The sequence below is a fragment of the Streptomyces sp. NBC_01549 genome, from assembly GCF_026339955.1.
Lineage (GTDB): Bacteria > Actinomycetota > Actinomycetes > Streptomycetales > Streptomycetaceae > Streptomyces.
On record NZ_JAPEPW010000001.1, the window covers coordinates 7,396,413 to 7,422,865 of the forward strand.

Annotated in this window: 20 protein-coding genes and 1 pseudogene; 13 read left to right on the forward strand and 8 right to left on the reverse strand. The window is 71.2% G+C overall.

All coding sequences use genetic code 11. The annotated features are described in order from the left end of the window. Positions 1 to 147: 147 nt before the first annotated feature. The 4 genes and pseudogenes from OG819_RS33105 to OG819_RS33120 form a co-directional block, all read right to left on the reverse strand. Positions 148 to 2,595, reverse strand: coding sequence for a SpoIIE family protein phosphatase (locus OG819_RS33105; RefSeq protein ID WP_266652276.1), 2,448 nt, complete (start codon positions 2,593 to 2,595; stop codon positions 148 to 150). A 179-nt stretch (positions 2,596 to 2,774) separates the two neighbouring features. Beyond that, positions 2,775 to 3,476: a CBS domain-containing protein gene (locus OG819_RS33110; protein ID WP_266638780.1), complete on the reverse strand. Its 702-nt coding sequence runs from the start codon at positions 3,474 to 3,476 to the stop codon at positions 2,775 to 2,777. Between the two features lie 201 nt (positions 3,477 to 3,677). Next, a pseudogene (locus OG819_RS33115) lies at positions 3,678 to 3,846 on the reverse strand (CBS domain-containing protein); the annotation flags it as partial. 68 nt (positions 3,847 to 3,914) lie between these two features. Further along, complete coding sequence (locus OG819_RS33120) at positions 3,915 to 4,187, reverse strand: DUF1876 domain-containing protein (protein ID WP_266418646.1); 273 nt, start codon at positions 4,185 to 4,187, stop codon at positions 3,915 to 3,917. 294 nt (positions 4,188 to 4,481) lie between these two features. On the opposite strand from OG819_RS33120, the gene OG819_RS33125 reads away from it, so the two are divergent. From OG819_RS33125 to OG819_RS33145, 5 genes are all read left to right on the forward strand, one after another. Beyond that, entirely contained in the window at positions 4,482 to 6,221 is a 1,740-nt protein-coding gene (locus tag OG819_RS33125) for a SulP family inorganic anion transporter (protein ID WP_266638614.1), read from the forward strand. 493 nt (positions 6,222 to 6,714) lie between these two features. Further along, positions 6,715 to 7,344, forward strand: a complete 630-nt coding sequence (locus OG819_RS33130) for a hypothetical protein (protein WP_266638613.1) — start codon at positions 6,715 to 6,717, stop codon at positions 7,342 to 7,344. Between the two features lie 195 nt (positions 7,345 to 7,539). Beyond that, positions 7,540 to 8,460 carry a universal stress protein gene (locus tag OG819_RS33135; protein ID WP_266652278.1) on the forward strand — a complete coding sequence of 307 codons (921 nt, stop codon included), beginning with the start codon at positions 7,540 to 7,542 and terminating at the stop codon, positions 8,458 to 8,460. 54 nt (positions 8,461 to 8,514) lie between these two features. Then, positions 8,515 to 9,549, forward strand: coding sequence for a zinc-dependent alcohol dehydrogenase (locus tag OG819_RS33140; protein ID WP_266638611.1), 1,035 nt, complete (start codon positions 8,515 to 8,517; stop codon positions 9,547 to 9,549). A gap of 5 nt (positions 9,550 to 9,554) precedes the next feature. Beyond that, positions 9,555 to 10,436, forward strand: coding sequence for a universal stress protein (locus OG819_RS33145; RefSeq protein ID WP_266638610.1), 882 nt, complete (start codon positions 9,555 to 9,557; stop codon positions 10,434 to 10,436). Between the two features lie 5 nt (positions 10,437 to 10,441). Here OG819_RS33145 and ppk2 read toward each other — a convergent pair whose 3' ends face one another. Further along, positions 10,442 to 11,245, reverse strand: coding sequence for a polyphosphate kinase 2 (gene ppk2 / locus OG819_RS33150; protein WP_266638609.1), 804 nt, complete (start codon positions 11,243 to 11,245; stop codon positions 10,442 to 10,444). Between the two features lie 97 nt (positions 11,246 to 11,342). Here ppk2 and OG819_RS33155 point away from each other — a divergent pair, with 97 nt between their 5' ends. From OG819_RS33155 to OG819_RS33170, 4 genes are read left to right on the forward strand one after another with little or no spacing between them, the layout of a single operon-like run. Continuing rightward, positions 11,343 to 13,742: a phosphoketolase family protein gene (locus tag OG819_RS33155; RefSeq protein ID WP_266652280.1), complete on the forward strand. Its 2,400-nt coding sequence runs from the start codon at positions 11,343 to 11,345 to the stop codon at positions 13,740 to 13,742. A gap of 53 nt (positions 13,743 to 13,795) precedes the next feature. Then, complete coding sequence (gap, locus tag OG819_RS33160) at positions 13,796 to 14,812, forward strand: type I glyceraldehyde-3-phosphate dehydrogenase (RefSeq protein WP_266638607.1); 1,017 nt, start codon at positions 13,796 to 13,798, stop codon at positions 14,810 to 14,812. Then, complete coding sequence (locus tag OG819_RS33165; RefSeq protein WP_266652282.1) at positions 14,809 to 15,552, forward strand: HAD-IA family hydrolase; 744 nt, start codon at positions 14,809 to 14,811, stop codon at positions 15,550 to 15,552. Before gap ends, OG819_RS33165 begins: the two co-directional genes overlap by 4 nt. Positions 15,553 to 15,554: 2 nt before the next feature. Next, positions 15,555 to 17,933, forward strand: a complete 2,379-nt coding sequence (locus OG819_RS33170) for a glycosyl hydrolase family 65 protein (protein ID WP_266652920.1) — start codon at positions 15,555 to 15,557, stop codon at positions 17,931 to 17,933. Between the two features lie 15 nt (positions 17,934 to 17,948). On the opposite strand, the gene OG819_RS33175 is transcribed toward OG819_RS33170, so the two are convergent. Then, positions 17,949 to 18,680 (reverse strand): universal stress protein, encoded by a 732-nt coding sequence (locus OG819_RS33175; protein WP_266638605.1) that lies wholly within the window; start codon positions 18,678 to 18,680, stop codon positions 17,949 to 17,951. A gap of 170 nt (positions 18,681 to 18,850) precedes the next feature. Here OG819_RS33175 and OG819_RS33180 point away from each other — a divergent pair, with 170 nt between their 5' ends. The 4 genes from OG819_RS33180 to OG819_RS33195 all read left to right on the forward strand — a co-directional run bounded on the left by OG819_RS33180 (position 18,851) and on the right by OG819_RS33195 (position 24,815). Continuing rightward, positions 18,851 to 21,544, forward strand: coding sequence for a bifunctional GNAT family N-acetyltransferase/acetate--CoA ligase family protein (locus OG819_RS33180; protein WP_266652284.1), 2,694 nt, complete (start codon positions 18,851 to 18,853; stop codon positions 21,542 to 21,544). Positions 21,545 to 21,556: 12 nt separating this feature from the next. Continuing rightward, positions 21,557 to 22,288 carry a CBS domain-containing protein gene (locus tag OG819_RS33185; RefSeq protein WP_266652286.1) on the forward strand — a complete coding sequence of 244 codons (732 nt, stop codon included), beginning with the start codon at positions 21,557 to 21,559 and terminating at the stop codon, positions 22,286 to 22,288. 22 nt (positions 22,289 to 22,310) lie between these two features. Then, positions 22,311 to 22,820, forward strand: coding sequence for a flavodoxin domain-containing protein (locus tag OG819_RS33190; RefSeq protein WP_266652291.1), 510 nt, complete (start codon positions 22,311 to 22,313; stop codon positions 22,818 to 22,820). Positions 22,821 to 23,054: 234 nt separating this feature from the next. After that, the gene (locus OG819_RS33195) at positions 23,055 to 24,815 is read left to right on the forward strand and encodes a GAF domain-containing protein (protein ID WP_266652293.1); all 1,761 of its coding nucleotides are present in this window, start codon (positions 23,055 to 23,057) and stop codon (positions 24,813 to 24,815) included. A gap of 95 nt (positions 24,816 to 24,910) precedes the next feature. On the opposite strand, the gene OG819_RS33200 is transcribed toward OG819_RS33195, so the two are convergent. Then, positions 24,911 to 25,612 carry a response regulator transcription factor gene (locus OG819_RS33200; RefSeq protein WP_266638600.1) on the reverse strand — a complete coding sequence of 234 codons (702 nt, stop codon included), beginning with the start codon at positions 25,610 to 25,612 and terminating at the stop codon, positions 24,911 to 24,913. Between the two features lie 131 nt (positions 25,613 to 25,743). Continuing rightward, entirely contained in the window at positions 25,744 to 26,442 is a 699-nt protein-coding gene (locus tag OG819_RS33205) for a CBS domain-containing protein (RefSeq protein ID WP_266638599.1), read from the reverse strand. Positions 26,443 to 26,453 lie beyond the last annotated feature (11 nt).

Genomic DNA, 26,453 nt, shown 5'->3' on the forward strand with positions numbered 1-26,453 from the left:
GCGCACTTGGGCCACGATCACTCGGGCATGTCTCATTCTGGCCGCACTGCGGTCGATCGTGTCTGCCGTGAGCGCGGGCAACGTCCGACTACAGACATCTTCGGTCGTGAGTCGCCCCGCCGGCGTGCATCGCGTTCGGCGAGCGGATCAGCCCGTCTGCCCCTGGACGCCGATCTCCGCCCAGATCGACTTCCCTCCGGGCAGCTGGCGCGTGCCCCAACGCTCGGCGAACTGGGCCACGAGCAGCAATCCTCGCCCGCCCTCGTCGAAGATGCGCGCTCGCCGCATGTGCGGGGCGGTACTGCTGCCGTCGGAGACCTCGCAGATGAGCACGTTGTCGCGGATCAGACGCAGCTGAATGGGAGGACCGCCGTAGCGGATCGCGTTGGTGACCAGCTCGCTCACCACCAGTTCGGCGGTGTAGGAGACCTCGTGCAGTCCCCACTCCGCCAGGCGGCGGGAGACCTCGTCGCGCGCGCCCGCCACGGCGGCCGGGTCGGGAGCCAGGTCCCAGCTGGCGACCCGGCCCTCGTCGAGGGCGCGGGTGCGCGCGAGGAGCAGGGCGACGTCGTCCGACGGCTGCGAGGGGAGCAGGGTCTCGATCAGGTCGTCGCACTGGGCCTCCAGCGAGCGAGCGGGCCGCTCCAGGCGCCGGCGCAGCAGCGCCATCCCCTTGTCGAGGTCGTGTTCGGGGACCTCGAGGAGGCCGTCCGTGTACAGCGCGAGCAGACTGCCTCGGGGCACCTCCCATTCGACTGCTTCGAACGGCAGCCCGCCCACTCCCAGTGGAGGGCCGACGGGCAGGTCGATGAAGTCAGCCGTGCCGTCGGGCGTCACCACGGCGGGCGGGGGATGACCTGCCGCGGCGGCCGTACAGCGGCGCGAGACCGGGTCGTAGACCACGTACAGGCAGGTGGCGATGAAATCGGTGACGACATCGAGTTCCGAGTCCGTGACGATACCGTCCTCCGTCCCGAGGTGGGCGATCAGGTCGTCCAGGTGGACGAGGAGTTCCTCGGGAGGCAGGTCGACGTCCGCCAGAGTGCGTACCGCGGTCCGCAGCCGCCCCATGGTGGCGGAGGCACGCAGACCGTGGCCCACCACGTCTCCGACGACCAAGGCGACGCGGGCGCCCGACAGAGGGATCACATCGAACCAGTCGCCACCCAGCCCGGCCCGGGAACGAGCCGGCAGGTAGCGGTACGCCACCTCCACGGCCTCCTGGGCGGCGAGCCGCTGCGGAAGCAGACTTCGTTGCAGGGCCAGGGCGGTGTTCCGCTCGCGGGTGAAGCGGCGGGCGTTGTCCACGGACACGGCGGCGCGTGCGGCGATCTCCTCCGCGAGGAGCAGATCGTCCTCGGTGAAGGGGTCCTGGCGCCGGTGGCGGATGAGCACGGCCACCCCGAGCGTGAGGCTTCGGGCGCTCAGCGGGACAACCATGATCGAGTGCATTCCGAAGGCGCGGACCTTCACCGCGCGCCTGGGATCGGCCGCCTGCCAGCTCTCGACGGCTTCGTCCAGGGTGCGGTGCAGCGAGGAGAGCCCCGTGAGGAGGCAGCGGGCGGGTGGCGAGGATTCCGGGTAGTAGTCCACGTCTCCCGGCCTGATCACCGACTCGGGGACGCCGGGAAGGACGGACTGCTGCGCGGCGCGGCGTAGACCGATGGCGTCCTCGCAGAGCGGCCCGGGCTCGAAGCCGCGGAGCAGTGAGTCCAGCAGGTCGATACTGATGAAGTCGGCGAGCCGGCCCACCGCCACGTCGGCCATTTCCTGAGCCGTGCGCGTCACATCGAGAGTTTTGCCGACCTGTGTGCTGATGTCGTTCAGCAGGGCGAGTCGCTCTCGGGCCCGGTGCTGTTCGGTGTCGTCGAGCGCGATGAGCTGTACGTGTCGCACCTTTCCCGCGGGGTTTTTGACGGGGGACAGAGTGACGGCCCAGAACCGTCCCTGGCCTCCGGGCCGGGGTGGGCCGTGTACGTGGAAGAACTCCGGTTTCCCCGTGTCGAACACCCGGCGCATACCGGCTTCGATCGTGGTGCAGATATGGGGAGGCAGGATGTCGGCGGCCCGCCGACCGCGCATCTGCCGCTCCGTGAGACCCAGTTGGTGGGCCGCGCCGGCGCTGCCCCGCAGGACCCGCAACTGGGCGTCGTAGATCATCACGGGCAGGTGGCACTGCGCGAAGGCTGCCTCCGTCGTCACGTCGTCCTTGTCCGGATGCGGTTTCTGACACGGACGCGACTGGTGTGGCGGCGTGGCCACGACGAGCCACTGTGTTCCGCCCTCGCGGTCGAGTGACGCGTACGCCCGCAGCTCGGCTTCCATGCGGTGGCCGTCGCGGTGTCGCAGACGGGTCGCCCCGCTCCGTCCCTCGAGGATCGCGGAGAAATCCACCGGGGCGTCGGCGGTGCAGCACAGCAGACGTGCCGCGGGACGCCCTACGACGTCCTCGTACGGGTAACCGAGCAACCGCTGTGCGCCAGTGCTCCACCCCGTCACGGTCCCTCGCACGTCGACGACTGCCGTGGCCGAGGTGACCGGATCCGGGAGCTGACCGAGGCCGTTTCCCAGGGGGCTGGCATGCTCCATGTCCATTCATCGCCCATCCTGCTCCCCGGGTCTCTCGGATCCTGGGGAGACACAGCAGGGCCGCGGGTCGGCGAAACGTCGCGTCCCGTCGCGTCGGCCCCTCCCTCACTTGTATCTCCCCCTGAGCGCACACGCAGGTCGGCGGCCGACTCCGCCGCGCGCGAAGGTGCCGCCGCACCGCACCGTCAAGGCGACAGTTGGGCGTGGCGCGGAGAGTCGGCATACAGGGTCTCGGAGGTGTCGTCCGTCCGGTGGCTCAGCTGTTCGGTGACGTCCACCACTCCGTCAACGCCTTGGCACAGCCGCACGGCGACGGGGATGAGGGACTTCCGTGCGACGGTCCCCTTCAAGGAGACCCGTCCGTCCACGACACGCACGGTCACCGAGTCGGGCGCGATGCCCAGCGTGCGGACCAGTACGTCCCCGGAGATCTCCTCGCGGATGGCACTGTCACCGCGCAGGAACACCCGCAGCAGGTCGGCGCGACTGATCAGCCCGACCAGCCGGTCGGCTTCGTCCACCACCGGCAGCCGCTTGACGCGGTAGCGCTCCATCACCTGCGCGGCCTCCACCACCGTCCACTGGGGCCGGGCCGTGATGGCAGGGCTGTTCATCAGTCCTCGGGCGCTGATCGCCTCCTGTTTGGCCTGGTCGACGGGGCGCGGATGCAGGACCGGCAGCAGGCCCGCGGGGTCCACCAGGCCCGCCTCTTTGCGCAGCAGATCCGCCTCGGAGACGACGCCCATGGGCCGGTCGTCGCCGTCCACGACCGGTACCGCCGTGATGTCGTACTCGGCCAGAAGTTTGGCGATCTCCTTGAAGCCGACGTCCTCCCGCACTCGTACGACCGAAGTCGTCATCAGATCGCTCACCATGCGGTGCTGCATGACTTCCGCCTCCTTCGTCACGTGCCTTGCCTCCCACTGTGCGGCGCTCCGGGCCGCCGTCCCATGGGCCGGTCGGCCCCGGCCATGGCCGACCGGTCCCCCGGGGGCGGCGGTCACGGCTTCCGCCTTCGCGAGGTCGATCAGGCCACTCGGTCGGGTGGAAGGGGTCGCCCCGAACCGGGACCGGGGGAGGCCGGGGACGCTGTCACGGAACTCTTCCTTGGGCAGAAGATCGGCCTCGGAGACGACGCCGATCACCCGGACCGTCGCCCTCCAGTACCGGTACAACGCTGACTTTCCACTCGTCCATGGCCTTGACGATCTTCTTGAACGGGGCCTCGCGACTGACGGCGACGACGGTGTGGGTCATCACGTCGCTCACGGGTGTGGGCTGCCGTGCATGGTCTCCTGCTCGGGCCGTATCCCCCTCGGCTGTTCTCACCAGCCGGCCGGAGACGGATCGGCGGGTCCGGTCAGCTGCACGATGTCGTCGGAGGCGACGTCGTGCAGCCGGATGGCCAGATCCTCCAGGGCGCGGCTGGCGGCGAGCTCGTCTCCGATCTCCGGGATGGGGCGATCGATCGGATTGCGTCGGGCCACGCCCCTGCCGGTGATTGTCGCTGTGTCCCGGGTGGTGAGGACGGCACGGGCGTGGGTGTCGTCACCCTCCTCGGAGATGTAGATCTGAACGGACCACTGCTTGGCTTCCATTTTGATCACTCCTGCGCGGAGGACAGGGGCGGGGCCCAGCTGCGTCGGGTGGGGCGCTGCCCACGCTGAGCCGCCCCGGGCGGGCGGCGGTGGTGTCCCTCGCTCCTTCTCAGCCTGCGCCGTACCGTCCGGCCGGTCCAGCGCGAAGGAGTCTGGCCCCGGCACCGAAGGTGTCTTGACGCGGTACGAGCAACGGTCCGGGTCGCCTCCGAGTCGTCCCGCCGCGAGGGCCGACCGGCGCTCGCGGCGGGACGCCCGGGGGAAGATGCTGAGAACGGCGACGAAGGGAGCCCCATGTCCGAGCGCCTGGATCCGACCGCCGGGGACGGCCGACGTGGTCTCGTGCGGCGGGCGGCTCCCGGTCTCGCCGTACTGGCCGGCTACCGCCGCTCGTGGTTACGCGGTGACCTGCTGGCCGGAGTGACCGTCGCGGCGTATCTCGTTCCGCAGGTCATGGCCTATGCGGGCCTCGCGGGACTGCCACCGGTCGCAGGGCTGTGGGCGATTCTCCCCGCCCTGCTGCTGTACACGCTGCTGGGGTCGTCGCGGCTGCTGTCCGTCGGGCCCGAGTCGACCACCGCGGTGATGACGGCCACCGTGGTGGGGCCACTCGCCGCGGGTGACCCGGACCGGTACGCAGCGCTCGCCGCCGGGCTCGCGATCGTGGTCGGGTCGATGTTCCTGGTGGCCTGGGTGGCGCGGCTGGGCTTCCTGGCCGACCTTCTGTCGCGGCCGATCCTGGTCGGCTACATGACGGGCGTGGCGCTCATCATCATCGTCGACCAGCTCCCCAGACTGACCGGTGTCAGCACCTCGGGATCCGAGTTCTTTCCCCAACTGGTCTCCTTCGTGAGGCACCTGGGAGAAGCTCAACCCGCCACGGTGATCTTCTCCGCGGTGGCGATAGCCTTCCTCTTCGCGGTCGCGAGGATCTTCCCCGGCGTCCCGGGCCCCCTGCTGGCCCTGGTGCTCGGCACGGCGGCCGTCGCGGTCCTCGGACTGGACGATCACGGCATCGCCGTCATCGGCGCGGTACCGGCCGGGCTGCCGAGCCCCGGCCTCCCGATGCCGGGCGACCTGCCGCAGCTGGTACTGCCGGCGCTCGGCGTGCTCCTGGTCGGATACACCGATGTCATCCTCACCGCGCGCGCCTTCTCGGCCCGCGGCGACGAACTCGACCCCAACCAGGAACTGTTGGCCCTGGGGGCCGCGAACCTGGGCGCAGGCGTGCTGCACGGCTTCCCGGTGAGCAGCAGCGCCAGTCGCACCGCCCTCGCGCACTCGGCCGGGGGCCGCACCCAGGCGTACTCTCTCGTCGCCGGTGCCGCGGTCCTCTCCGTACTGCTGTTCCTCAGCCCCCTCCTCTCACACACGCCGTCGACCGTGCTGGGCGCCCTGGTCGTCTATGCCGCGGTCCGCATGATGGATCTGGCCGGGTTCCGCCGGCTGGCCGCCTTCCGGCGCCGTGAGTTGCTGCTGGCTCTGGGCTGTCTGGCCGGAGTGCTGGCCCTGGACATCCTGTACGGCGTGCTCGTGGCCGTGGGGCTCTCCGTCGCGGAACTGCTCACCCGGGTGGCCCGCCCGCACGACGCGATCGAGGGCGTGGTGCCGGGCCTGGCCGGGATGCACGACGTGGACGACTATCCGCAGGCCCACACGGTCCCCGGCCTGCTCGTCTACCGCTACGATTCCCCCCTGTTCTTCGCCAACGCCGAGGACTTCAAGCGGCGGGCGCTGGCGGCGGTCGACCAACACGAAGGTCCTGTCGACTGGTTCGTCCTCAACACCGAGGCAATCGTCGAGGTGGACATCACCGCGCTGGACGCGGTCGACGCGCTGCGCCAGGAATTCGAGCAACGTCACATCGTCTTCGCGCTCGCACGCGTCAAGCAGGACCTGCGCGACGACCTCGACGCCTTCGGGCTGACCGAGACCATCGGCACCGACCGGATCTTCCCGACCCTGCCCACGACCATGTCCGCCTACCAGGCGTGGCGGGGACGCGAAGGCGGTCAAGGGGCGAACGAGAAGTAGTTCTCCTCCTCTTGGGTGAAGTGCAGGCGTAGGACGCCGTGCAGGCCGTACATACAGGCGCGCAGGTCGTGCGAGGCGCGCCGCGGGGCCGCGGCCTCCAGAGTCCGTTCGGAGGGTGGAGGGGCGGCGGAACAGTTCCCACCGGATACGCCGGTCCATGGTGTGCCCTCGAATCTGGCGGCGGCGGGTGCTTTCCGCTGGCCTCCCTCTCCATCACACCGCTGTGACCGTACGTCGGCAGGGGACGAACGGCCCCCGTCCGCGCGATCGTGCGGACAGGTGAGCCGCGACCTGGGGCGACCGCCCCGGGGCCGCTTGCGCGCGCAGTGCCGCCAAGATCCCGTACGGCAAGCCCAACAGCCCCCGCGGATAGGGCCGTTCAGCCCCATGGTGACGGCCTTTCGGCATCCGGTACCGATCGTCCCACGCCACCAGAGTGGTCGCTGTCGGGCACCGGTCCGACACACTCCGATTCCCCGAAGGGATCATCACCATGGCCGTGCACGAGCACCCTCACCGGAGCCCGGGGTTCCACCTGCCGTCCTTCCGCAGGAACCGGGCCGCGTCCACCTATGAGTCCGCCGTGTCGGCGAGCACCGACACGCACACCCTGCGGGCCTACTCCTTGGCCTCGCTGCGCCTGCTGACCGGATTCGTCTTCCTGTGGGCGTTCCTCGACAAGACCTTCGGGTTCGGCTACGCCACCCCCTCCGGGAAGGGCTGGATCGACGGCGGCTCGCCGACCAAGGGCTTTCTCAGCGGCGTCGCCGCAGGGCCTATGGAGTCCACCTTCCACTCCTGGGCGGGCGACACCTGGGCGGACTGGCTGTTCATGGCCGGACTGCTCGGCATCGGGCTCGCCCTGATCGGCGGGATCGCGCTGCGCCTGGCGGCGGTCGCGGGCACCGCGATGATGGCGCTGATGTGGGTCGCCGAGTGGCCGCCTGCCAGGCACCTGTCCGACGGCACGGCGAGCATGTCCACCAACCCGTTCGCGGACTACCACCTCGTCTACGCCGTCGTCCTCATCGCCCTGGCACTGGCCGCCGCCGGCGACACCTTGGGCGTCGGCAAGCTCTGGGCCAAGCTGCCGATCGTCCGTGACCACGGCTGGCTGCGCTGACCGCGAAGGGGAGGGCGGCGCCCGGAAGGGGCCGTCCTCCCACGCCCGTCCCGCCCGTCCCGCCCGTACTGCGGATCCAGTGGGTCCATAGGGCCGATCGGCCCCTTCCGAGGACCTGCGGCCCCTGCACCGCGAACCCCCACGACACGACGCTGGAACCGGGATCCCGGGATCCCGGTTCAGGAGGTGGAGATCATGCCCTGCACCGTCACCGTAGGCCTCGACGGCTCGTCCGAGAGTCGTGCCGCCGCCGATTGGGCGGCCCGTGAGGCGAAGCTCCGCGGGCTGCCGTTGAAGCTGGTCAACGTCTGGGAGCCCGTCCCTGAACCCATCGCCCAGGCCCCGCTGCTCGGCCCCGAGACCCACCAGCACTGGAGCGAGCGAAGCGAGATGGGGGTACCCCCGGCCGAAGGCTGGGGGAGCATACCGCGCGAAGCGGCCGAGGAACTGCGGGCGGCCCACCCGGAGGTCGACGTGCTCATCGAGCAGGTCACCGGGCGGCCGGCCGAGGTGCTGGCGGACGCCGCGACGGACGCCGAGCTGCTGGTGCTCGGATCCCGCGGCCTGAGCGGGGTGGGCGGATTCATGGTCGGCTCCGTCGGCCTGGCCGTCGTGGCACACGCCGAGCGTCCGGTCGTCCTCGTACGGGCCGAAGGAGACACCTCGGGCACCGACTCCGACGTGCCACCCTCGCGGCCCGTCGTGCTCGGGCTCGACACCAGGGCTCCCGACGACACCCTGATCGGCTTCGCCTTCGAAGCGGCCTTCCTGCGCGGTACCTCGCTGCGTGTCGTCCACGGTTGGGACGCGCCGCCCTACATCGTGCACGGTATGGCCCCGGATTTCGAACTCAACGCCCAGATCGCCGCGGAACAGGGTGCCGCCCTGACTGAGGCGCTACGTCCCTGGAAGCGGAAGTTCCCGGACCTTCAGATCGTCGAGGACTCGCTGTCCGGGAAGGCGGCCGATCACCTGGTGGACGCCTCCAGCGAGGCCTCCTTGGTCGTCGTCGGCCGCCGCATCCGCCGTGCGGCGCTCGGCGCCCACATCGGGCCCGTCACCCACGCCGTACTGCACCACGCCACCGCCCCCGTCGCCGTGGTCCCGCACGACTGATCACCCTGCACGACTCACCACAAGACGCGCCTCACCATCCGAGGAGAGACCCCCATGAAAGCGGCAGTCGTACGAGCGTTCGGCGAGCCCCTGGTCATAGAGGAGCGCCCCGACCCCGAGCCCGGCCCCGGCCAGGTCCGCATCCGGGTGGAGGCCTCCGGGCTGTGCCACACCGACATCCACGCCGCGCACGGTGACTGGCCGGTGAAGCCGAACCCGCCCTTCGTCCCCGGTCACGAGGGCGTCGGGCTGGTCGAGGCCCTGGGTGACGGTGTCACGCACCTCGCGCTCGGCCGGCGTGTCGCGGTGCCCTGGCTCGGCTCGGCCTGCGGACGGTGCGAGCACTGCCTGTCCGGCTGGGAGACGCTCTGCGAGCAGCAGGTCAACACCGGCTACGGGTGCGACGGCGGTTACGCCGAGAAGATGCTCGCCCGGGCCGACTTCGCCCAGCCGGTGCCGGACGGGATCTCCCCGCTCGACGCCGCCCCGCTCACCTGCGCCGGGGTCACGACGTACAAGGCGCTCAAAGTCGCCGGTGTCGGCCCCGCCCAGCTGGTCGCCATCTCGGGCGTCGGCGGACTGGGCCATCTGGCGGTCCAGTACGCGAAGATCGCCGGGGCGACGGTGGCGGCGATCGACGTCACCGACGAGAAGCTCGAACTCGCCTCAGAACTCGGCGCCGACCTCGTCATCGACGCCCGTACACACGACCCGGCCGAGGTGCTCAAGCGGTTCGGCGGCGCGCACGCGGCGATCGCGCTCGCGGTGAACGAGGCCGCGTTCGCCGCCGTGTACGGGGGACTCCGGCGCGGCGGGAAGCTCGTGATGGTGGCACTGCCCGCGCACGGGACCATCCAGGTCCCGATCTTCGACACCGTGCTGAACGGCACGTCGGTGATCGGCTCGATCGTGGGTACCCGGCAGGATCTGGCCGAGGTCTTCGAGCTGCACGCGGCGGGCCGCACCCGGGTCATCCGCGAGTCCCGGCCCCTCGTCTCCGTCAACGAGTCGATCGACGCGGTGCTGCGCGGACAGGTCAAGGCCCGGATCGTCTTCGATTTCGGTGCAGACTTCGGTGAAGGACGGTGAGGACGGTGGAACTGCCGCTGGTCGTGGGCGTCGACGGCTCGGAGTCCAGCCTGCGCGCCGTGGACTGGGCGACGGACGAGGCCGCGCTGCGCGGCGTACCGCTGCGCCTGGTGTACGCCTCGCTGTGGGAGCGCTACGAGGGCGCTGCGCTCGTCGAGGGCCTCGACAGGTCCCCGGAGCAGGTGATGGCCGACAACGTCATGGAGGCCGCCGCACAGCGCGCCCACCGGCGGGCCCCCGAGGTGAAGGTCACCACCGACGTCCTGCCGGACGACGCGGTGAGCGTGCTGCTGAACGAGGCGCACACGGCCGCCGCACTGGTCGTCGGGTCGCGCGGCCGCAGCGGCCTCACCGAACTGCTGCTCGGCTCGGTCAGCCTCACGGTCGCCGGCCGCGCCGCCTGCCCGGTGATCGTGTTGCGCGGCAACCGGGACAACCAGGCAAGGGCCGGGACGCACCGGCGCGTGGTCCTCGGAGTCGGGGAGGGACCGCACGGCACGGCGGCCACGCGGTTCGCCTTCGAGGAGGCCGAGGTCCGCAAGGCCGCCCTGGACTCCGTACGGGCATGGCGCTGCCCGGCGTACGAGAGCACCGACGACCCCCTGCTCGCGGGTGAACCGGCCCGTCTGCACGAGCAGCGGGCCGCGGAGATCCTGGAGTCGGCGCTGAGCGAGGCCGCGGCCGAGCACCCGATCGTCGAACTGCGCCGCAGGACCGCCGAGGGCAGCGTCCGCCGGGTCCTGCTGGACGCCTCGGACAACGCCGACCTGCTGGTCGTCGGAGTCCGGCGCCACCACGGACTCGCCGGACTCCAGCTCGGCAGGGTCGCCCACACGCTCCTGCACCACTCCGCCTGCCCGGTCGCCGTCGTACCGCAACGGGGATGAGCGGCTCAGAGGGTCGCCGCGTGGTCGGGGACGTACGTCTGCAGATCGCGCGGCGGGCGCACATAGCCCGTCGACGGCGGCCGGGGCGGCAGTTCGAGAACCGGCGGCTTCACCTCGTGGTACGGAACGGAGCCGAGCAGGTGGGCGATCATGTTCAGGCGGGCCCGGCGCTTGTCGTCGCTCTCCACGACGTACCACGGAGCCTCCGAGACGTCCGTGTGCACCAGCATCTCGTCCTTGGCCCGGGAGTACGCCTCCCAGCGGGTGATCGACTCCAGGTCCATCGGGGAGAGCTTCCAGCGTCGCGTCGGATCCTTCAGCCGGCGCCGGAACCGCCTCTGCTGCTCCGCGTCGCTCACCGAGAACCAGTACTTGCGCAGCAGGATCCCCTCCTCGACCAGCATCCGTTCGAAGATCGGGCACTGGCGGAGGAAGAGCTGGTGCTCCTCCTTCGTGCAGAAGCCCATGACGTGCTCGACGCCGGCGCGGTTGTACCAGCTCCGGTCGAACAGCACGATCTCCCCGGCGGCGGGCAGATGCTCGACATACCGCTGGAAGTACCACTGGGTGCGCTGGCGCTCGGTCGGCTTGGGCAGCGCCACGGTCCGTGCGACGCGCGGATTGAGGAGCTCCGACACCCGCTTGATCGTGCCGCCCTTGCCCGCCGCGTCCCGGCCCTCGAAGACCACCACGAGCCGGGCGCCCTCGGTGCGCACCCACTCCTGAAGCTTCACCAGCTCCGTCTGCAGGCGCAGCAGCTCCCGCTCGTACGCCTCTACCGGCACTCTCGCCGTCTTCTCGCCGGCCATGCCGCCTCCTCCGCTCGATCACGCACACCGATGCCACGCCCCGCGACACGCCCTGCGACACACCCCGTGACGCATCTCGATGACTTACGGAGTCACCATGCCCAAGGTCGAACCGCCCAAGGTCGAACACCAGGACAGCACCGTACTGACCGACGACGAACTGCGCACCCTGGACGCCCACTGGCGAGCCGCCAACTACCTTGCCGTGGGCCAGATCTACCTGCTCGCCAACCCGCTGCTGACCGAGCCCCTGACCCCCGCCCACATCAAGCCGCGACTGTTGGGCCACTGGGGCACCTCACCCGGCCTCAACCTGGTGCACACGCACCTCAACCGGGTGATCAAGGCCCGTGGTCTGGACGCGCTGTGCGTGTGGGGCCCCGGTCACGGCGGGCCCGCGGTCCTCGCCAACTCCTGGCTGGAGGGGACCTACAGCGAGACGTACCCGAGCGTCTCGCGGGACGCGGCCGGCATGGAGAGGCTGTTCAGGCAGTTCTCGTTCCCCGGCGGGGTGCCCAGCCATGTCGCGCCGGAGACACCGGGCTCGATCCACGAGGGCGGTGAGCTCGGCTACTCGCTGGCGCACGCCTATGGGGCCGCCTTCGACAACCCGGACCTGCTGGTCGCCTGCGTCATCGGCGACGGCGAGGCGGAGACCGGGCCGTTGGCCGCGTCCTGGCACTCCAACAAGTTCCTCGACCCGGTCCACGACGGCGCCGTGCTGCCGATTCTGCACCTCAACGGTTACAAGATCGCCAACCCGACCGTCCTGTCCCGGATCCCGGAGGCCGAACTCGACGAGCTGCTGCGCGGCTACGGCCATGACCCGATCCACGTCACCGGCGACGACCCGCACGAGGTCCACCGCGCGATGGCGGGCGCCTTCGACCGGGCCCTGGACCACATCGCGCTGATGCAGCGCACCGCCCGCGAGGACGGTGTGGCCGAGCGGGTTCGCTGGCCCATGATCGTGCTGCGCACCCCGAAGGGCTGGACGGGACCGGCGGAGGTCGACGGCGTGCCCGTCGAGGGCACCTGGCGCGCCCACCAGGTGCCGCTGGCCGCGGTCCGCGAAAACCCGGAACACCTGCGGCAGTTGGAGACCTGGCTGCGCTCGTACCGTCCCGAGGAACTCTTCGACGCCGAGGGGCGCCCCGTCGCCGACGTCCTCGCCTGCGTACCCGACGGCTCGAAGCGACTGGGCGGCACCCCGCACGCCAACGGCGGCCTGCTCGTCCGTGACCTGCCCATCCCGTCCCTCGACCGCTACGCCGTCCCCGTCGACAAACCGGGCGCCACTCTGCACGAGCCCACCCGGGTCCTCGGCGACCTCCTCGAACAGGTCATGAAGGACACCTCCCAACGCCGGGACTTCCGCCTGGTGGGCCCCGACGAGACCGCCTCCAACCGGTTGGGAGCTGTCTTCGGTGCCAGCGGCAAGGCCTGGCAGGCCCAGACCCTCCAGGTGGACGAGCACCTGGACCGGCATGGCCGAGTGGTGGAGATCCTTTCCGAACACCTCTGCCAGGGCTGGTTGGAGGGCTACACGCTGACCGGCCGGCACGGATTGTTCTCCTGCTACGAGGCGTTCGTGCACATCGTCGACTCGATGGTCAACCAGCACATCAAGTGGCTCAAGACGTCGAGGGAGCTGGCGTGGCGTGCCCCGATCGCGTCCCTCAACTACCTGCTCACCTCGCACGTCTGGCGTCAGGACCACAACGGCTTCTCGCACCAGGACCCCGGCTTCGTCGACCACGTCCTCAACAAGAGCCCCGAGGTCGTACGGGTCTATCTGCCGCCGGACGCCAACACCCTGCTGTCGGTGGCGGACCACGTGCTGCGCAGCCGCGACTACGTCAACGTCGTCGTCGCGGGCAAGCAGCCCTGCTTCGACTGGCTCTCCATGGACCAGGCCCGCGACCACTGCACCCGCGGCGCCGGGATCTGGGAGTGGGCGGGCTCGGCGAACGGGGATCGCGAACCGGACGTCGTCCTCGCCTGCGCGGGTGACGTCCCCACCCAGGAGATCCTGGCCGCCTCCGACCTGCTGCGACGCCATCTGCCCGAGCTCGCCGTCCGCGTCGTCAACGTCGTCGACATGACCCGGCTGCTGCCGCGCGACGAACACCCGCATGGAATGGGCGACTTCGAGTACGACGGGCTGTTCACCACCGACAAGCCGGTGATCTTCGCGTACCACGGCTACCCCTGGCTGATCCACCGGCTCGCCTACCGCCGCACCGGCCACGCCAACCTTCACGTACGCGGCTACAAGGAGATGGGCACCACCACGACCCCGTTCGACATGGTCGTCCGCAACGACATGGACCGCTACCGCCTCGTCATGGACGTGATCGACCGTGTCCCCGGCCTCGGCGTGCGCGCCGCCGCCGTCCGCCAGCAGATGGCCGACGCCCGCACCCGCCACCACGCCTGGATCCGCGAATATGGCACCGACCTGCCCGAAGTCGCCGACTGGACCTGGACCGGCTGATCGCCCACCCCACACCGGCTGAGATCCCTCACACCGCAAAGGAGTTCATCGCCATGACCGTACGCGTCGGCATCAACGGCTTCGGCCGCATCGGCCGCACGTATCTGCGCGCGGCACTCGACCGGGCGGAGGCGGGCACCCAGGACGTCGAGGTGGTCGCCGTCAACGACATCGCGCCGCCCGCCACCTTGGCCCACCTGCTGGAGTACGACTCGACGTTCGGGCACATCGGGCGCGAGGTCCTGCACGACGACAGCTCGATCACCGTCGACGGCCGGCGCGTCGCCGTCTCCGCCGAGCGCGACCCGGCGGCCCTCCAGTGGTCCGACTACGGCGCCGACATCGTCATCGAGTCCACCGGCCGCTTCCGTGACCGCGACGCCGCGGCCCTGCACCTGAAGGGCGGCGCCCACACGGTGCTGCTCTCGGCGCCCGGCAAGAACGCGGACACCACCATCGTCATGGGGGTCAACGACGACACCTACGACCCGCACAACGACCGGATCGTGTCCGCCGCGTCCTGCACCACCAACTGCGTCGCGCCCATGGTCAAGGTGCTCCACGAGTCCTTCGGTATCGAGCGCGGCGTGATGACCACCATCCACGGCTACACCAACGACCAGTCCCTGCTGGACGGCCCGCACAAGGACCTGCGCCGGGCCAGGTCGGCGGCCCTGAGTATCATCCCGACCAGCACGGGAGCCGCCCGCGCCGTCGGGCTGGTGGTACCGGAACTGGCCGGCGCACTGGACGGCATCGCGGTGCGCGTGCCCGTCGAGGACGGCTCGCTCACCGACCTCACGGTGGTTCTGCGGACGGCGGCGACGGCGGAGGAGATCAACGCCGCCTTCGCCGAGGCATCGGAGGGACCGCTGAACGGCATCCTGCGCGTCTCGAAGGCGCCGATCGTCTCCCGCGACGTCATCGGCGATCCCGCCTCCTGCGTCTTCGACCCGGCCCTGACCCAGGCCAACGGCACCCTGGTGAAGGTCTTCGGCTGGTACGACAACGAGTGGGGCTACACCAACCGGCTCCTCGACCTCACCGCACTGGTGGCCGACGACCGATGAGCGCGGAGCGGAGCGGCACGGCCCGCGTACCCCGTGCGCTGCGGGGGACGCGGGCCGTGGTCCTCGACACCGACGGCGTCATCACGGACTCCGCGCGGGTGCACGCCGCCGCGTGGAAGACGGCCTTCGACGCCTTTCTGAGCCCACGCGGCGAGCGCCCCTTCGACCCGCGCGAGGACTATCTGCGCTACGTCGACGGCAAGTCGCGCCTCGATGGCGCCGCGGCGTTTCTCGAAGCCCGGGGGCTGCGGCCCTCCGATGCCGAGGTCCGGGCCGTCGCCGCCCACAAGGAGCGGCTGTTCACCGAGCGGCTGCGCGCCGGGGGTGTCGACCCCTACCCGGGTACGGTCCGCCTGCTGCGCGCCCTGCGGTCCGCCGGGATCCCCCTGGCCGCCGCCTCCGCCTCCCGGCACGCGGCCGAACTCCTCGAGCAGGCGGGAGTACGCGGTCTCTTCGACGCGCTGGTGGACGGAGGGGAGGCCGCTCGGCTGGGTCTGCCCGGGAAGCCCGACCCCGCTCTCTTCCTGGAGGCGACCCGCCGCCTCGGCACCTCCGCCGAACACACCGCCGTGGTCGAGGACGCCCTCGCCGGAGTCGAGGCCGCACGACGCGGCGGATTCGGTCGCGTCGTGGGCGTCGACCGCGCCCGCACCCCGGCCACCCGGGCCGCGTTGCTGAAGCACGGCGCGGACCTGGTGGTCGACGACCTCGCGGAACTGCTCGAACAGGAGGAACAGTGAAGGTGGCCGACTGGGCGTGGACGTACGAGGGTTACGACCCGGGACAGGAGCGGTTGCGCGAGGCGCTGTGCACCCTCGGGAACGGCTACTTCGCCACCCGGGGCGCGGCCCCCGAGTGCGCGGCGGACTCCGTCCACTACCCGGGCACGTACGCGGCGGGCTGTTACAACAGGCTCACCTCGGAGGTGGCCGGACGCCGGGTCGAGAACGAGGACATGGTCAACCTCCCCAACTGGCTGCCGCTCCGGTTCCGTACCGCCTCCGGGGCCTGGCTCACGCCCGACACCCACAAGCTTCTCGACCACCGCCAGAACCTGGACCTGCGCGCGGGCGTCCTGGAACGCACCCTGCGGTACGAGGACGAGGAGGGCCGTCGCCTCGCCGTACGGCAGGTGTGGCTGGTCCACATGGCCGACCCCCATGTCGCCGCGCTGCGTACGGAGTTGACGACACAGGGCTGGTCCGGGGAGATCGAGATCGAGACTGCGCTCGATGGGTCGGTCGCCAACACCGGAGTGGAGCGCTACCGCTCCCTCGCCTCCCGGCATCTCACGGACGTCCGCACCGGCACCGCGGCGCCGGACACGCTCTGGCTGGAGTGCCGGACCAGCGCCTCCGACATCAGGATCGGCCTGGCGGCCCGCACGGCCGCCGACGCGCCCACCCGGACCGTGGACGCACACGAGGACGCGCGGGCGGCTCAGTTGCTGCGGCTCTCCCTGACCGACGGCCGGACGGTCACGGTCGACAAGACCGTCGCCCTGCACACTTCGCACGACGCGGCCATCAAGGACCCGGCGCACGCGGCCCTGGACCGGGTCGGCCGCGCTCCAGACTTCGTGACCCTGCTGGACTCCCACCGCATGGCCTGGCAACAGCTCTGGCGCAACGCCGAGTTGGCTGTGCCCAACAGTGCGGGCCCGGTGCTGCGGCTGCACCTCTTCCACCTGCTCCAGACGCTCTCCCCGCACACCGCCGAGTTGGACGTGGGCGTCCCGGCGCGCGGTCTGCACGGCGAGGCCTACCGTGGGCACGTCTTCTGGGACGAACTGTTCGTCCTCCCGTACCTCAACCTGCACTTTCCCGAGGTCTCCCGTGCCCTGCTCACCTACCGCCACCGCCGCCTCGAGCAGGCCTGCCGGGCCGCCCGCGACGCCGGGCACACTGGTGCGATGTACCCGTGGCAGAGCGGCAGCGACGGCCGGGAGGAGACCCAGCAGCTGCACCTCAACCCGCGCTCCGGGCGCTGGCTGCCCGACCATTCACGGCTCCAGCACCACGTCGGCTCGGCGATCGCGTACAACGTGTGGCAGTACAGCGAGGCGAGTGGCGACACCGAGTTCCTGCACACCAAGGGCGTCGAGATGCTCGTGCAGATCGCCCGCTTCTGGGCCGACCTCGCGGCGTACGACGGGACGCTCGGCCGGTACCGGATCCGCGGCGTCATGGGCCCCGACGAGTATCACGACGCCTACCCCGGCGCCGGGCGGCCCGGACTCGACGACAACGCGTACACCAACGTCACCGCGGCCTGGGTGCTCGCCCGCACCCTCGACGTCCTCCACGACCTGCCCGAACTGCCGCGCCGGGACCTCTGCGAGCGCACCGGCCTCGACGCGACCGAACTCGACGGCTGGCAGGAGGTCTCCCGGAAGCTGTACGTACCCTTCCACGCCGGGGTGATCAGCCAGTTCGACGGCTACGGCGCACTGGAAGAGCTGGACTGGGACGGCTACCGGGCACGGTACGGCGACATCCGGCGGCTCGACCGGATCCTGGAGGCCGAGGGCGACAGCGTCAACCGCTACCAGGCCTCCAAGCAGGCGGACGTCCTGATGCTGGGTTACCTCTTCTCGCCCGCCGAGCTCGGCGGCCTCTTCCGCAGGCTCGGGCACGAGGTGGACGACACGATGTGGCGGCGCACCGTCGACCACTACCTGAGCCGCACGAGTCACGGCTCGACACTGAGCAGCCTGGTGCACGGGTGGGTGCTGGCCCGGGCGCGGCGCGCCGACGCGTGGACGTTCGTGCACGAGTCCCTGGCCGGGGACATCGCCGATCTGCAAGGCGGCACCACAGGAGAGGGCATCCACCTCGGCGCCATGGCCGGCACCCTCGATCTCGTCCAGCGCTGCCTGACCGGCCTGGAGACCCGGGGCGGTGCGCTGCGGCTCGACCCGGTGCCGCTGCCGGAGTTCTCCGAGTACGGCTTCGCCATCCGCTACCGTGGCCATCGCGGAGTGCAACTGCGTCTGTCCGCAGGCCAGTTGATGATGGCCGTGCCCGCGTCCGACCAGGACCCGATCGACGTCGCCCTCGCGGACCGCACCGTGTCCGTGGCGCCAGGGGAATCCTGCACCCTCACCCTGCCGGACCGGTGACCTGACGGTCCCGTGTCAGCGCGGAACCACTGCCACCGGGCACTCGGTGTGCTCCAGCACGGCCCGTAGCGTGGACCCCAGCGACCGGTCCGCGCGGCCGACCACCAGGAGCCCCGCCGAGCCCGACGCCCGGACCAGGGCGGCCGACGGGCTCTGGAGCCGGACGTCCTCGTAGACGTCCACCTGCGGGTACTGCTCCCGCCACGGCCGCAGCGCGTCCGACAGCAGCTGTGCCTCCTGGTCCTCCCACGCTCCCCGGTCCTCCTCCGGCAGCGCGTACGGCAGCGACTGCTCGGCGCAGCTGGGCAGCCGCCAGGCGTGCACGGCGTGCAGCCGGGCACCGCGACGCCGGGCGGCGTCGAACGCGAAGTCCATGACGGCGCTCACCGGGTCGCGGGCATCCACGCCCAGAGCCACCTGGCCCGTACGCCACCGACGGTCCGTACGGCCGTCGCCGCCGCCCGGCACCAGCAGCACCGGCAGGTTCGAGCGGGCCGCCACCTCATGGGGCACGGAACCCACGGCCGGCCCTGGCACACCGTCCTCGCCGTGCAGACCGAGAACGGTGCAGGAGGCCCGCGAGCCGAGCGAGAGCAGCGCCACGGCGACTCCTCCGGCCGGTTCGGCCCCCTCGATGCGCACGACCCGCAACGGCAGCCCGCGCAGCCGCGCGTCCGCCGCCGCCCACTCGACCGCCGCCCTGCCGGGCGCGGAGGCGTCGACCCCGACAACGATCGGTTCGGTCATGGCAGTTCGTCCCTCCATGCGTACGGGATTCCAGGGTGTCCACCCTCCGCCGTGGACCGGCCCACGGGACAGGGGCCGACCGGCCCATGCGGCGCACCCGATCAGCCCCTGGGGCGGGGCCGCGCATCGCTGGATGCTCGAAGGGCCGAGAGGTTGTGAGGAGGCCCGAGATGACGGACGACGAGCGCGACCGCCCCACCGTGCACGCTCTGCTCGCGGACGGCACCACCGTGTGCATACGGTCCGTGGGGCCCGGTGACCACGAGCAGCTGCGAGGGCTCTACGAGGAGATGTCACCGGAGCACGTCCGGCTGCGGTTCTTCGCCGCCAGCCGCCGCTCCGCCGACCTGGCCGCCGACCGGGCCGCGGCGCCGGCCCGCCCCGGCTACCGGGCGCTGCTCGCAGAGACGCAGGGCCGGGTGATCGGCCTGGCCGAGTACGAGACCGGCGACGACCCCGAGACGGCCGAGATGTCGATCGCCGTGGCCGACGGGCTGCACCACCGGGGTGTCGGCACCCTCCTGGTGGAACACCTCGTCTCCGCCGCCCGTGCGGACGGTGTCACCACGTTCACCGCCGACGCGCTCAGCGAGAACTACGAGGTGCTGCGGCTCTTCACCGATCTGGGCCTGCGCGCCGGACGCCGATTCGAGGGTCCGGAGGTGCGCTGCACCATCGCGCTCGACGAGGACGACACCTATCTCGCGGCTGTCGAGGCCCGCGGCCGGGCCGCCGACGTCGCCAGCCTGGAACCGCTGTTGCGCCCCGACGCGGTCGCCGTGGTCGGCGCCGGACGCAGGCCCGGATCGGTGGGGCGGGCCCTCCTGCACCATCTGCACGCGGGGGGCTTCACCCGACGGCTCTTCGCGGTGAACCCCCACGTCTCCTCGATCCTCGGCGTGCCCTCCTATCCGTCGGTCAGCTCACTGCCCAAGGTCCCCGATCTCGCGGTCCTCGCGATACCCGCGGACGCCCTGCCAGCCACGGCCGAAGAGTGCGGCAAGGCCGGCGTACGGGCGCTGCTCGTGGTGACGGCCGGGCTCGACCCCGACCAGGCGGAAGCGCTCATGACCGCGTGCCGCACCTACGGTATGCGGCTGGTCGGCCCCAACTGTCTCGGCGTCTCCAACACCGAGCCGAGGCTCCGCCTCGACGCCACCTTCGCGGCCGATCACCCGCGCCCCGGCACGGCGGGCGTCGCCGTACAGTCCGGCGGCGTGGGCATCGCCCTGCTCGACGGGCTGTCCCGGCTCGGCATCGGCGTCTCGTCCTTCGTGTCGCTCGGCGACAAGTACGACGTCAGCGGCAACGACATGCTCCAGTGGTGGGAGAGCGACGGCCGCACCGACCTCGCGCTGCTGCACCTGGAGTCCTTCGGCAACCCGCGGGCGTTCTCCCGCACCGCCCGGCGCGTGACCCGCCGGATGCCCGTTCTGACGGTCGACGCGGGCCGTACCGAGGCAGGTCGCCGTGCTGCCGCCTCGCACACCGCGGCCGCCGCGACCCGGACCATGACCCGACAGGCGCTGTTCACCCAGGCGGGCATCACCGCAACCCGCTCGGTGGGGGAACTCCTCGAAACCGCCGCCCTGTTGCACGCCCAGCCACTCCCGGCCGGGACCCGCGTGGCGATCGTCACCAACGCCGGCGGTGCGGGTGTCCTCGCCGCGGACGCTTGCGCCGAGGCCGGACTGTCCCTGCCCACCCCCACCCCCGAACTGATCGACGACCTGCTTGCGGTGCTGCCCGAGGGCGCCGCCGTGGGCAACCCCGTCGACGCCACGGCGGCCGTCACGGAGGACCAGCTCAGGGACTGTGTGGACCGGCTCCTGCGGTACCCGGGCATCGACACCGTGCTACTGGCCCTCGTCCCCACCGCCGTCGCCGTGGCGACCGGCGACGACCTCGTCCGCGCCGTCACCGACGGCCCCGGACGGCGGGAACGGCCGGTCGCCGTCGTACGCCTGGAGCAGGACCTGCCGGTCAAACTGCTGCCCGGGCGAGACGGCGGCGCCATCCCCTCGTACGCCGAACCGGTCGCGGCGGCACGGGCACTGGTGCACGCCGCCCGTCGCACGACCTGGCTGAACCGGCCCGCGGGCACGATCCCGGAGCTGGTGGAGGTGGACCCGGCCCGGGCGCACACGGTCGCCGAGACCTACCTCGCCGCCCATCCGGACGGCGGCTGGCTCGACCCGCGCACCTGCGCCGAACTCCTCGCCTGCTACGGCATTCCGCAACTTCCGTGGGCCTGGGCCGAGACCGAGGACGACGCCGTCATCGCCGCGGAACGGCTGCGCGGTGCTGACGGCCGCGTGGTCATGAAGGCCCAGTGGCCCGGCCTGGTCCACAAGACCGAACAGCACGCGATCCATCTCGACCTCCAGGGCGACGCCCAAGTACGCGCCGCCTTCCGGGACTTCGAGACCCGGTTCGCCGGACTCATGACCGGAGTCGTCCTCCAGCCGCTGGCCGCGCGCGGCACCGAGCTGTTCGCGGGCGTGGCGCAGGACGACGTCTTCGGCCCCCTGGTGCTGTTCGGGCTCGGCGGCACGGCGACCGAGGTGCTCGCCGACCACGCCGCCCGCCTCGCCCCGCTGACCGACCACGACGTGCACGACCTGATCACCGCGCCGCGTTGCGCGCCGCTGCTGCTGGGCGCGCACGGCAGTCGGCCGGCCGATCTCCAGGGCCTCGAACAGCTCCTGCTGCGGCTGTCCCGCATGGCGGGCGACCTGCCGCAGCTCGCCGAGGCCGACTTCAACCCCGTCCTGGCGACACCCGCCGCGGTCACCGTGCTCGACGCACGCGTCCGCCTGCTGCCGCGCCGCGCCCAGGACCCCTATCTGCGCCGACTGCGCTGAGGAGGAACGGACATGAGGCAGAACAAGGTCGGATCGGTGATGGCCACGGAGGTCGTCACGGCCCGGTACGGCACCCCCTTCAAGGAAGTGGCACGGCTGCTCACCGAGCACCGCATCAGCGGCCTGCCGGTGCTCGACGAGGACGACAAGGTCCTCGGCGTGATCTCCGAGACCGACCTCATGGTGCGGCAGGCGGGTATACCGGACCCCTACGAGACGCCGCGCCGCTTCCGGTTCACTGGGCTGACCCGTGGAGCCCGACGGCAGGCCGCGAAGGGGCACGCACGTACCGCCGGACAGCTGATGTCCGTGCCACCGGTCACCGTGCACGCCGACGTGACCATCGCTGAGGCCGCCCGGACCATGGCGCGCAGCCGTGTGGAGCGGCTGCCGGTGGTGGACGACGAGGACCGGGTCGTCGGCATCGTCACCCGCCGCGACCTGATCCAGGTCTTCCTGCAGCCGGACGGCGTGATCCGCCGCGAGGTGATCGACGAGGTGCTGGTCCGCACGCTGTGGCTGGGCCCTTCGACCGTCGAGGTCGCCGTGTACGAGGGGGTCGTCACGCTGACCGGCCATGTGGAGCGCAGGAGCGAGGCGGAGATCGCCGTCTCCATGACCGACCGGATCGACGGAGTGGTCGCGGTGGTCGACAGGCTGACCTACCGGCTTGACGACTCGCACCTGCGGCCGGAAGAGCCGGCTCTGCACGGTGTGACCGAGGAATGGCTGCGCAAGCTGTGAGGGCGAGGGGAGGGGTACCGCCATGCCGACCAAGGTGCTCGTCGCCTATGGGACGACGAACGGATCGACCGCGCGGATCGCGGAGACCATCGCGGAAGTGCTGCGCAAGGGGGGCGTGCCCGCCGAGGCGGTGCCCGCTCACTCGGTGACGGACGTCGAGTCGTACGACGCCGTGGTCGTGGGCGGTGGACTGTACGGGGGGCGCTGGCACAAGGACGCCCGCCGCTTCGTCCGTCGGCACGGCCGTGTGCTCGCCGGGCGTCCGCTGTGGTTCTTCAGCAGCGGTCCGCTCGACGCCTCGGCCACGGAGAAGGACATCCCGCCCGTTTCCGGCGTACGTCGGGCCATGACCCGGCTTGATGTCCGTGGGCATGTCACGTTCGGGGGCCGCCTGGAGGAAGGGGCCAAGGGATTCGTCGCCCGGAAGAGCGTTTCCTCCGGGAAGGGCGGGGACTTCCGTGACTTCGGGCAGATCGAGGCGTGGGCCACGGACATCGGAACCGAACTGGTGTCCGGAGCGCGGTCGGGTTGAACCCCGCGCCACTTCGGGACCGGGCGCAACCGGAACCTTTTCGGTTGCGCCCTCAAACCGACCTGAAGCGTGATGCGACCGGACGGGACCCCGACGACGGCCCGATGGCCTGAACTGTGTTCAGAACTCCTGCCGTCGGAGCAGCGCGTGGTGCTGCCGAGGCCTCCCAGGCAGTACCGTGAGGGCAGGCGAACTGGTGCGCGGCCTTGTCCGCTTGATGGGCCGGAGGAAGCGATGGGCGCGGACACGCGTGGGGGATCCGAGCAGCATCTGCCCAAGCTTCGCCTCGACGATCTGCTGGGCGAGCTGCAGGTACGCATCGACGCCGTCCGTGGCACTCGGGACCGCCTGCACAGCCTGCTGGAGGCCGTCCTGTCCGTCGGACGGGAGCTGGACCTGCCACAGGTGCTGCGCAGCATCGTCGAGGCAGCCGTGGTCCTGGTGGACGCCGAGTACGGGGCCCTGGGCGTGATCGGCGGCGACCGGAAGCTGTCCGCGTTCATCACCGTCGGCATCGACGACGAGTGGCGGTCCGAGATCGGGGCGCTGCCCAGTGGGCACGGGCTCCTCGGCGAGCTGATCCGGCACCCGGTGCCCCTGAGGCTGCCGGAACTCTCCGAGCACCCCGAGTCGTACGGCTTCCCCGCCCACCACCCGCCGATGCACTCCTTCCTCGGCGTGCCGATCCGGGTGCGCGACGAGGTCTTCGGGAACCTGTACCTCACCGAGAAGCGCAACGAGCGGGAGTTCGACGCGGAGGACGAGTCCGTCCTGTCGACGCTGGCGGTGGCCGCCGGCGTCGCCATCGAGAACGCGCGGCTGTACGAGGAGACCAGGCTCCGCGAACGCTGGCAGCGGGCCAGCGGGAAGGTCACCAGCGTCCTGCTGACCGGCGCACCCAGCGCGGAGGTGCTGGAGCTGATCGTCGACGAGGCCCGGAAGATCGTCTCCGCGGACATGGGAATGATCGCGGAGGGCGTATCGGGCGAGGAGACGCTGCGGCCCGCGCTGGCCGTCGGACTCGGCGCGGAGCAGCGCGGCGGCCTGGTGATGTCGACCCGGGACGGTTTCGTCGGAGCCGCGCTGAGCTCCGCGGAGCCTGTGGTCAGCGCCGACATCGCACACGATGCCCGCGCGGGCGAGGGCGAAGCCCAGTGGGCCGGGCTCGGACCCGTCGTTGCGGTGCCGCTCGGTACCAGCGGGAAGGCCCGGGGTGTGCTGCTGCTCGGGCGTGTCCAGGGCGGCGCACCCTTCGGCGACGCGGACACCGGACCGCTGCTCGGGTTCGCCGACCAGGCCGCATTGGCGCTGGAGCTCGCCGAGCGACGGCGGGACGCGGAACAGATCGCGCTGCTCCAGGACCGCGACCGCATCGCCCGGGACCTGCACGACCTCGCCATCCAGCGGCTCTTCGCGGCCGGCATGACACTGCAGAGCGCCCAGCGCTTCATGGAACACGCCGAGGGCATGGAGCGGCTGACGCGGACCGTCGACGACCTCGACGACACCATCAAGATCATCCGGTCCACGATCTTCGGCCTGCGGACGCACGGCGGGGCCGGCCGGGAGGGCAACGGCCTGCGCGGCCGGGTCTCCGAGGCGGTCACCGCCGCGACCACGTCGTTCGGGTTCGCGCCCGCGCTGCGGATCGAGGGTCTCGTAGAGACCGATGTCCCCGGCGACATCGCCGACCACGCCGTCGCGGTGCTCGGCGAAGCGCTGAGCAACGCGGCCCGGCACTCCGGAGCGCACGCCGTCGACGTCCGACTCCAGTGCGCCGGGGGCGAGTTGACGCTCACCGTGACGGACGACGGCTGCGGGGTGTCGGGTGACGTACGGCGCAGCGGGCTGAAGAACATGGAGGAGCGGGCCGTCGCCCTCGGGGGCGTACTGACGCTCGGTGAACGGCCCGAGGGCGGTGGCACGCGGCTGGTGTGGCGGGTACCGGTGGGCGCACCCGGCGCGGGGCCGGGGCCCGGCCCCGCGAATGGCTGAGACTGCCGGTGACCTGTGCGTCCGGTGTTCTTCGGCTGCGGGTGTTGGGGGCTGATCGCGGAGGTCACCGTGGCCTGAAGGGGCACTGCCCGGGGTCAGCGAGTCTGGTGGTCGGCGGTGTCGGGGTGCTCCAACTGGCTGGCCAGGACGGCCGCCTGGACCCTGCGCTGGACGCCTAGTTTGGCCAGCAGCCGGGAGATGTGGTTCTTCACTGTCTTCTCGGACAGATAGAGCCTCTTGCCGATCTCCCGGTTGGTGAGACCGTCCCCGATCAGCGCGAGGATGTCACGCTCACGGGGCGAGAGACTGGCGAGCTCGGGAGCGAGTGCCGGGGCCTCGGTGGGGTCCGCGCGTAGAGACCGCATCAACCGGGCCGTCGTCGTGGGGTCCAGCATCGACTGACCGGAGGCCACCGTGCGGACCGCCGCGACCAGGTCGGAGCCCTTGATCTGCTTGAGCACATAACCGGAAGCTCCTGCCATGATCGCGTCGAGCAGGGCTTCCTCGTCGTCGAAGGACGTCAACATCAGACAGGCCAGTTCCGGCATCTGGCTGCGCAGCTCTCGGCAGACGCTGATCCCGTCGCCGTCCGGCAGACGTACGTCCAGGACGGCCACGTGCGGCCGCAGCGCCGGGCCGCGCACCAGTGCGTGCTCGACGCTGCCCGCGTCGCCGACCACCGAGATGTCCGGCTCGGCGTCCAGGAGATCGGTCAGACCGCGGCGCACCACCTCGTGGTCGTCCAGCAGGAAGACACGGATGGGGTTCTGTTCCGTGAAGGTGCGCGCCTCGGCCATGACGATCCCTTGTTCAGTTTCTGTGGCGGACTGTGGACCACGAGTTGGCTGTGACGACGATCATCACCCTCCCGGGTCGACCACACTAGGGCCGACCGGCCCAACTTGAGCGTCGTCGTATCGGCCGCTGCTCACTGCTCCGGTCCGCGGGACGGCCCCGTGAGCTCGAACTCCACGTCCACCACACCTTCGACGGCCCGCACCAGACGCGCGGCCACGGGCACCAACGAGGTGTCCCGGACACGCCCGGCGAGGGTGACGACCCCATCGTGCACTTGTACCCGCACAGGTGACAACGGCGCACGGAACAGATACGACACCACTTCGCGGCGCACCTCCTCGGCGATGTCCTCGTCGTCCCGCAGGAACACCTTCAGAAGGTCGCCGCGGCTGACGACGCCTTCGAGCAGGCCCACCTCGTCGACGACGGGGAGCCGCTTGACCTTGGCGTGCGCCATGGTCCGCGCGGCCTGCGCGAGAGTCGCGTTCGCCTGGACGGTGACGGCCGGGGCCGTCATCAGGTCCTCGGCGGTCACGGCGCCGGCCTTGGCGAGATCGGAGGGCCCCGGCAACTGCGTGATGGGGGTCCCCCCGGTCGAGCGGTGTCGAGACCGGGGGAGGTCGGGGTCGCCGTCGCGGAACTCCTCCTTGGGGAGCAGGTCGGCCTCGGAGACCACGCCGATCACCCGGCCCTCACCCTCCAGAACGGGCAGCGCACTGACCTTCCACTGCTCCATCAACTGCACGATCTCCTTGAAGTTGGCCTTGCGGCCGATGGCTGCGACGGTGTGGGTCATCACGTCGCTGACGATGTGCGGGGTGCCGTGCACGGTGACTCCTA

Excerpts from the sequence above, each read along its gene's own strand:
- OG819_RS33175 (WP_266638605.1), bottom strand. The coding sequence starts at position 18,680 with ATGACCGAACCGATCGTTGTCGGGGTCGACGCCTCCGCGCCCGGCAGG.
- OG819_RS33185 (WP_266652286.1), top strand. The coding sequence starts at position 21,557 with ATGAGGCAGAACAAGGTCGGATCGGTGATGGCCACGGAGGTCGTCACG.
- OG819_RS33130 (WP_266638613.1), top strand. The coding sequence starts at position 6,715 with ATGGCCGTGCACGAGCACCCTCACCGGAGCCCGGGGTTCCACCTGCCG.
- OG819_RS33190 (WP_266652291.1), top strand. The coding sequence starts at position 22,311 with ATGCCGACCAAGGTGCTCGTCGCCTATGGGACGACGAACGGATCGACC.
- OG819_RS33155 (WP_266652280.1), top strand. The coding sequence starts at position 11,343 with ATGCCCAAGGTCGAACCGCCCAAGGTCGAACACCAGGACAGCACCGTA.
- gap (WP_266638607.1), top strand. The coding sequence starts at position 13,796 with ATGACCGTACGCGTCGGCATCAACGGCTTCGGCCGCATCGGCCGCACG.
- OG819_RS33140 (WP_266638611.1), top strand. The coding sequence starts at position 8,515 with ATGAAAGCGGCAGTCGTACGAGCGTTCGGCGAGCCCCTGGTCATAGAG.
- OG819_RS33135 (WP_266652278.1), top strand. The coding sequence starts at position 7,540 with ATGCCCTGCACCGTCACCGTAGGCCTCGACGGCTCGTCCGAGAGTCGT.
- ppk2 (WP_266638609.1), bottom strand. The coding sequence starts at position 11,245 with ATGGCCGGCGAGAAGACGGCGAGAGTGCCGGTAGAGGCGTACGAGCGG.
- OG819_RS33120 (WP_266418646.1), bottom strand. The coding sequence starts at position 4,187 with ATGGAAGCCAAGCAGTGGTCCGTTCAGATCTACATCTCCGAGGAGGGT.
- OG819_RS33180 (WP_266652284.1), top strand. The coding sequence starts at position 18,851 with ATGACGGACGACGAGCGCGACCGCCCCACCGTGCACGCTCTGCTCGCG.
- OG819_RS33105 (WP_266652276.1), bottom strand. The coding sequence starts at position 2,595 with ATGGACATGGAGCATGCCAGCCCCCTGGGAAACGGCCTCGGTCAGCTC.
- OG819_RS33165 (WP_266652282.1), top strand. The coding sequence starts at position 14,809 with ATGAGCGCGGAGCGGAGCGGCACGGCCCGCGTACCCCGTGCGCTGCGG.
- OG819_RS33200 (WP_266638600.1), bottom strand. The coding sequence starts at position 25,612 with ATGGCCGAGGCGCGCACCTTCACGGAACAGAACCCCATCCGTGTCTTC.
- OG819_RS33110 (WP_266638780.1), bottom strand. The coding sequence starts at position 3,476 with ATGCAGCACCGCATGGTGAGCGATCTGATGACGACTTCGGTCGTACGA.
- OG819_RS33195 (WP_266652293.1), top strand. The coding sequence starts at position 23,055 with ATGGGCGCGGACACGCGTGGGGGATCCGAGCAGCATCTGCCCAAGCTT.
- OG819_RS33125 (WP_266638614.1), top strand. The coding sequence starts at position 4,482 with ATGTCCGAGCGCCTGGATCCGACCGCCGGGGACGGCCGACGTGGTCTC.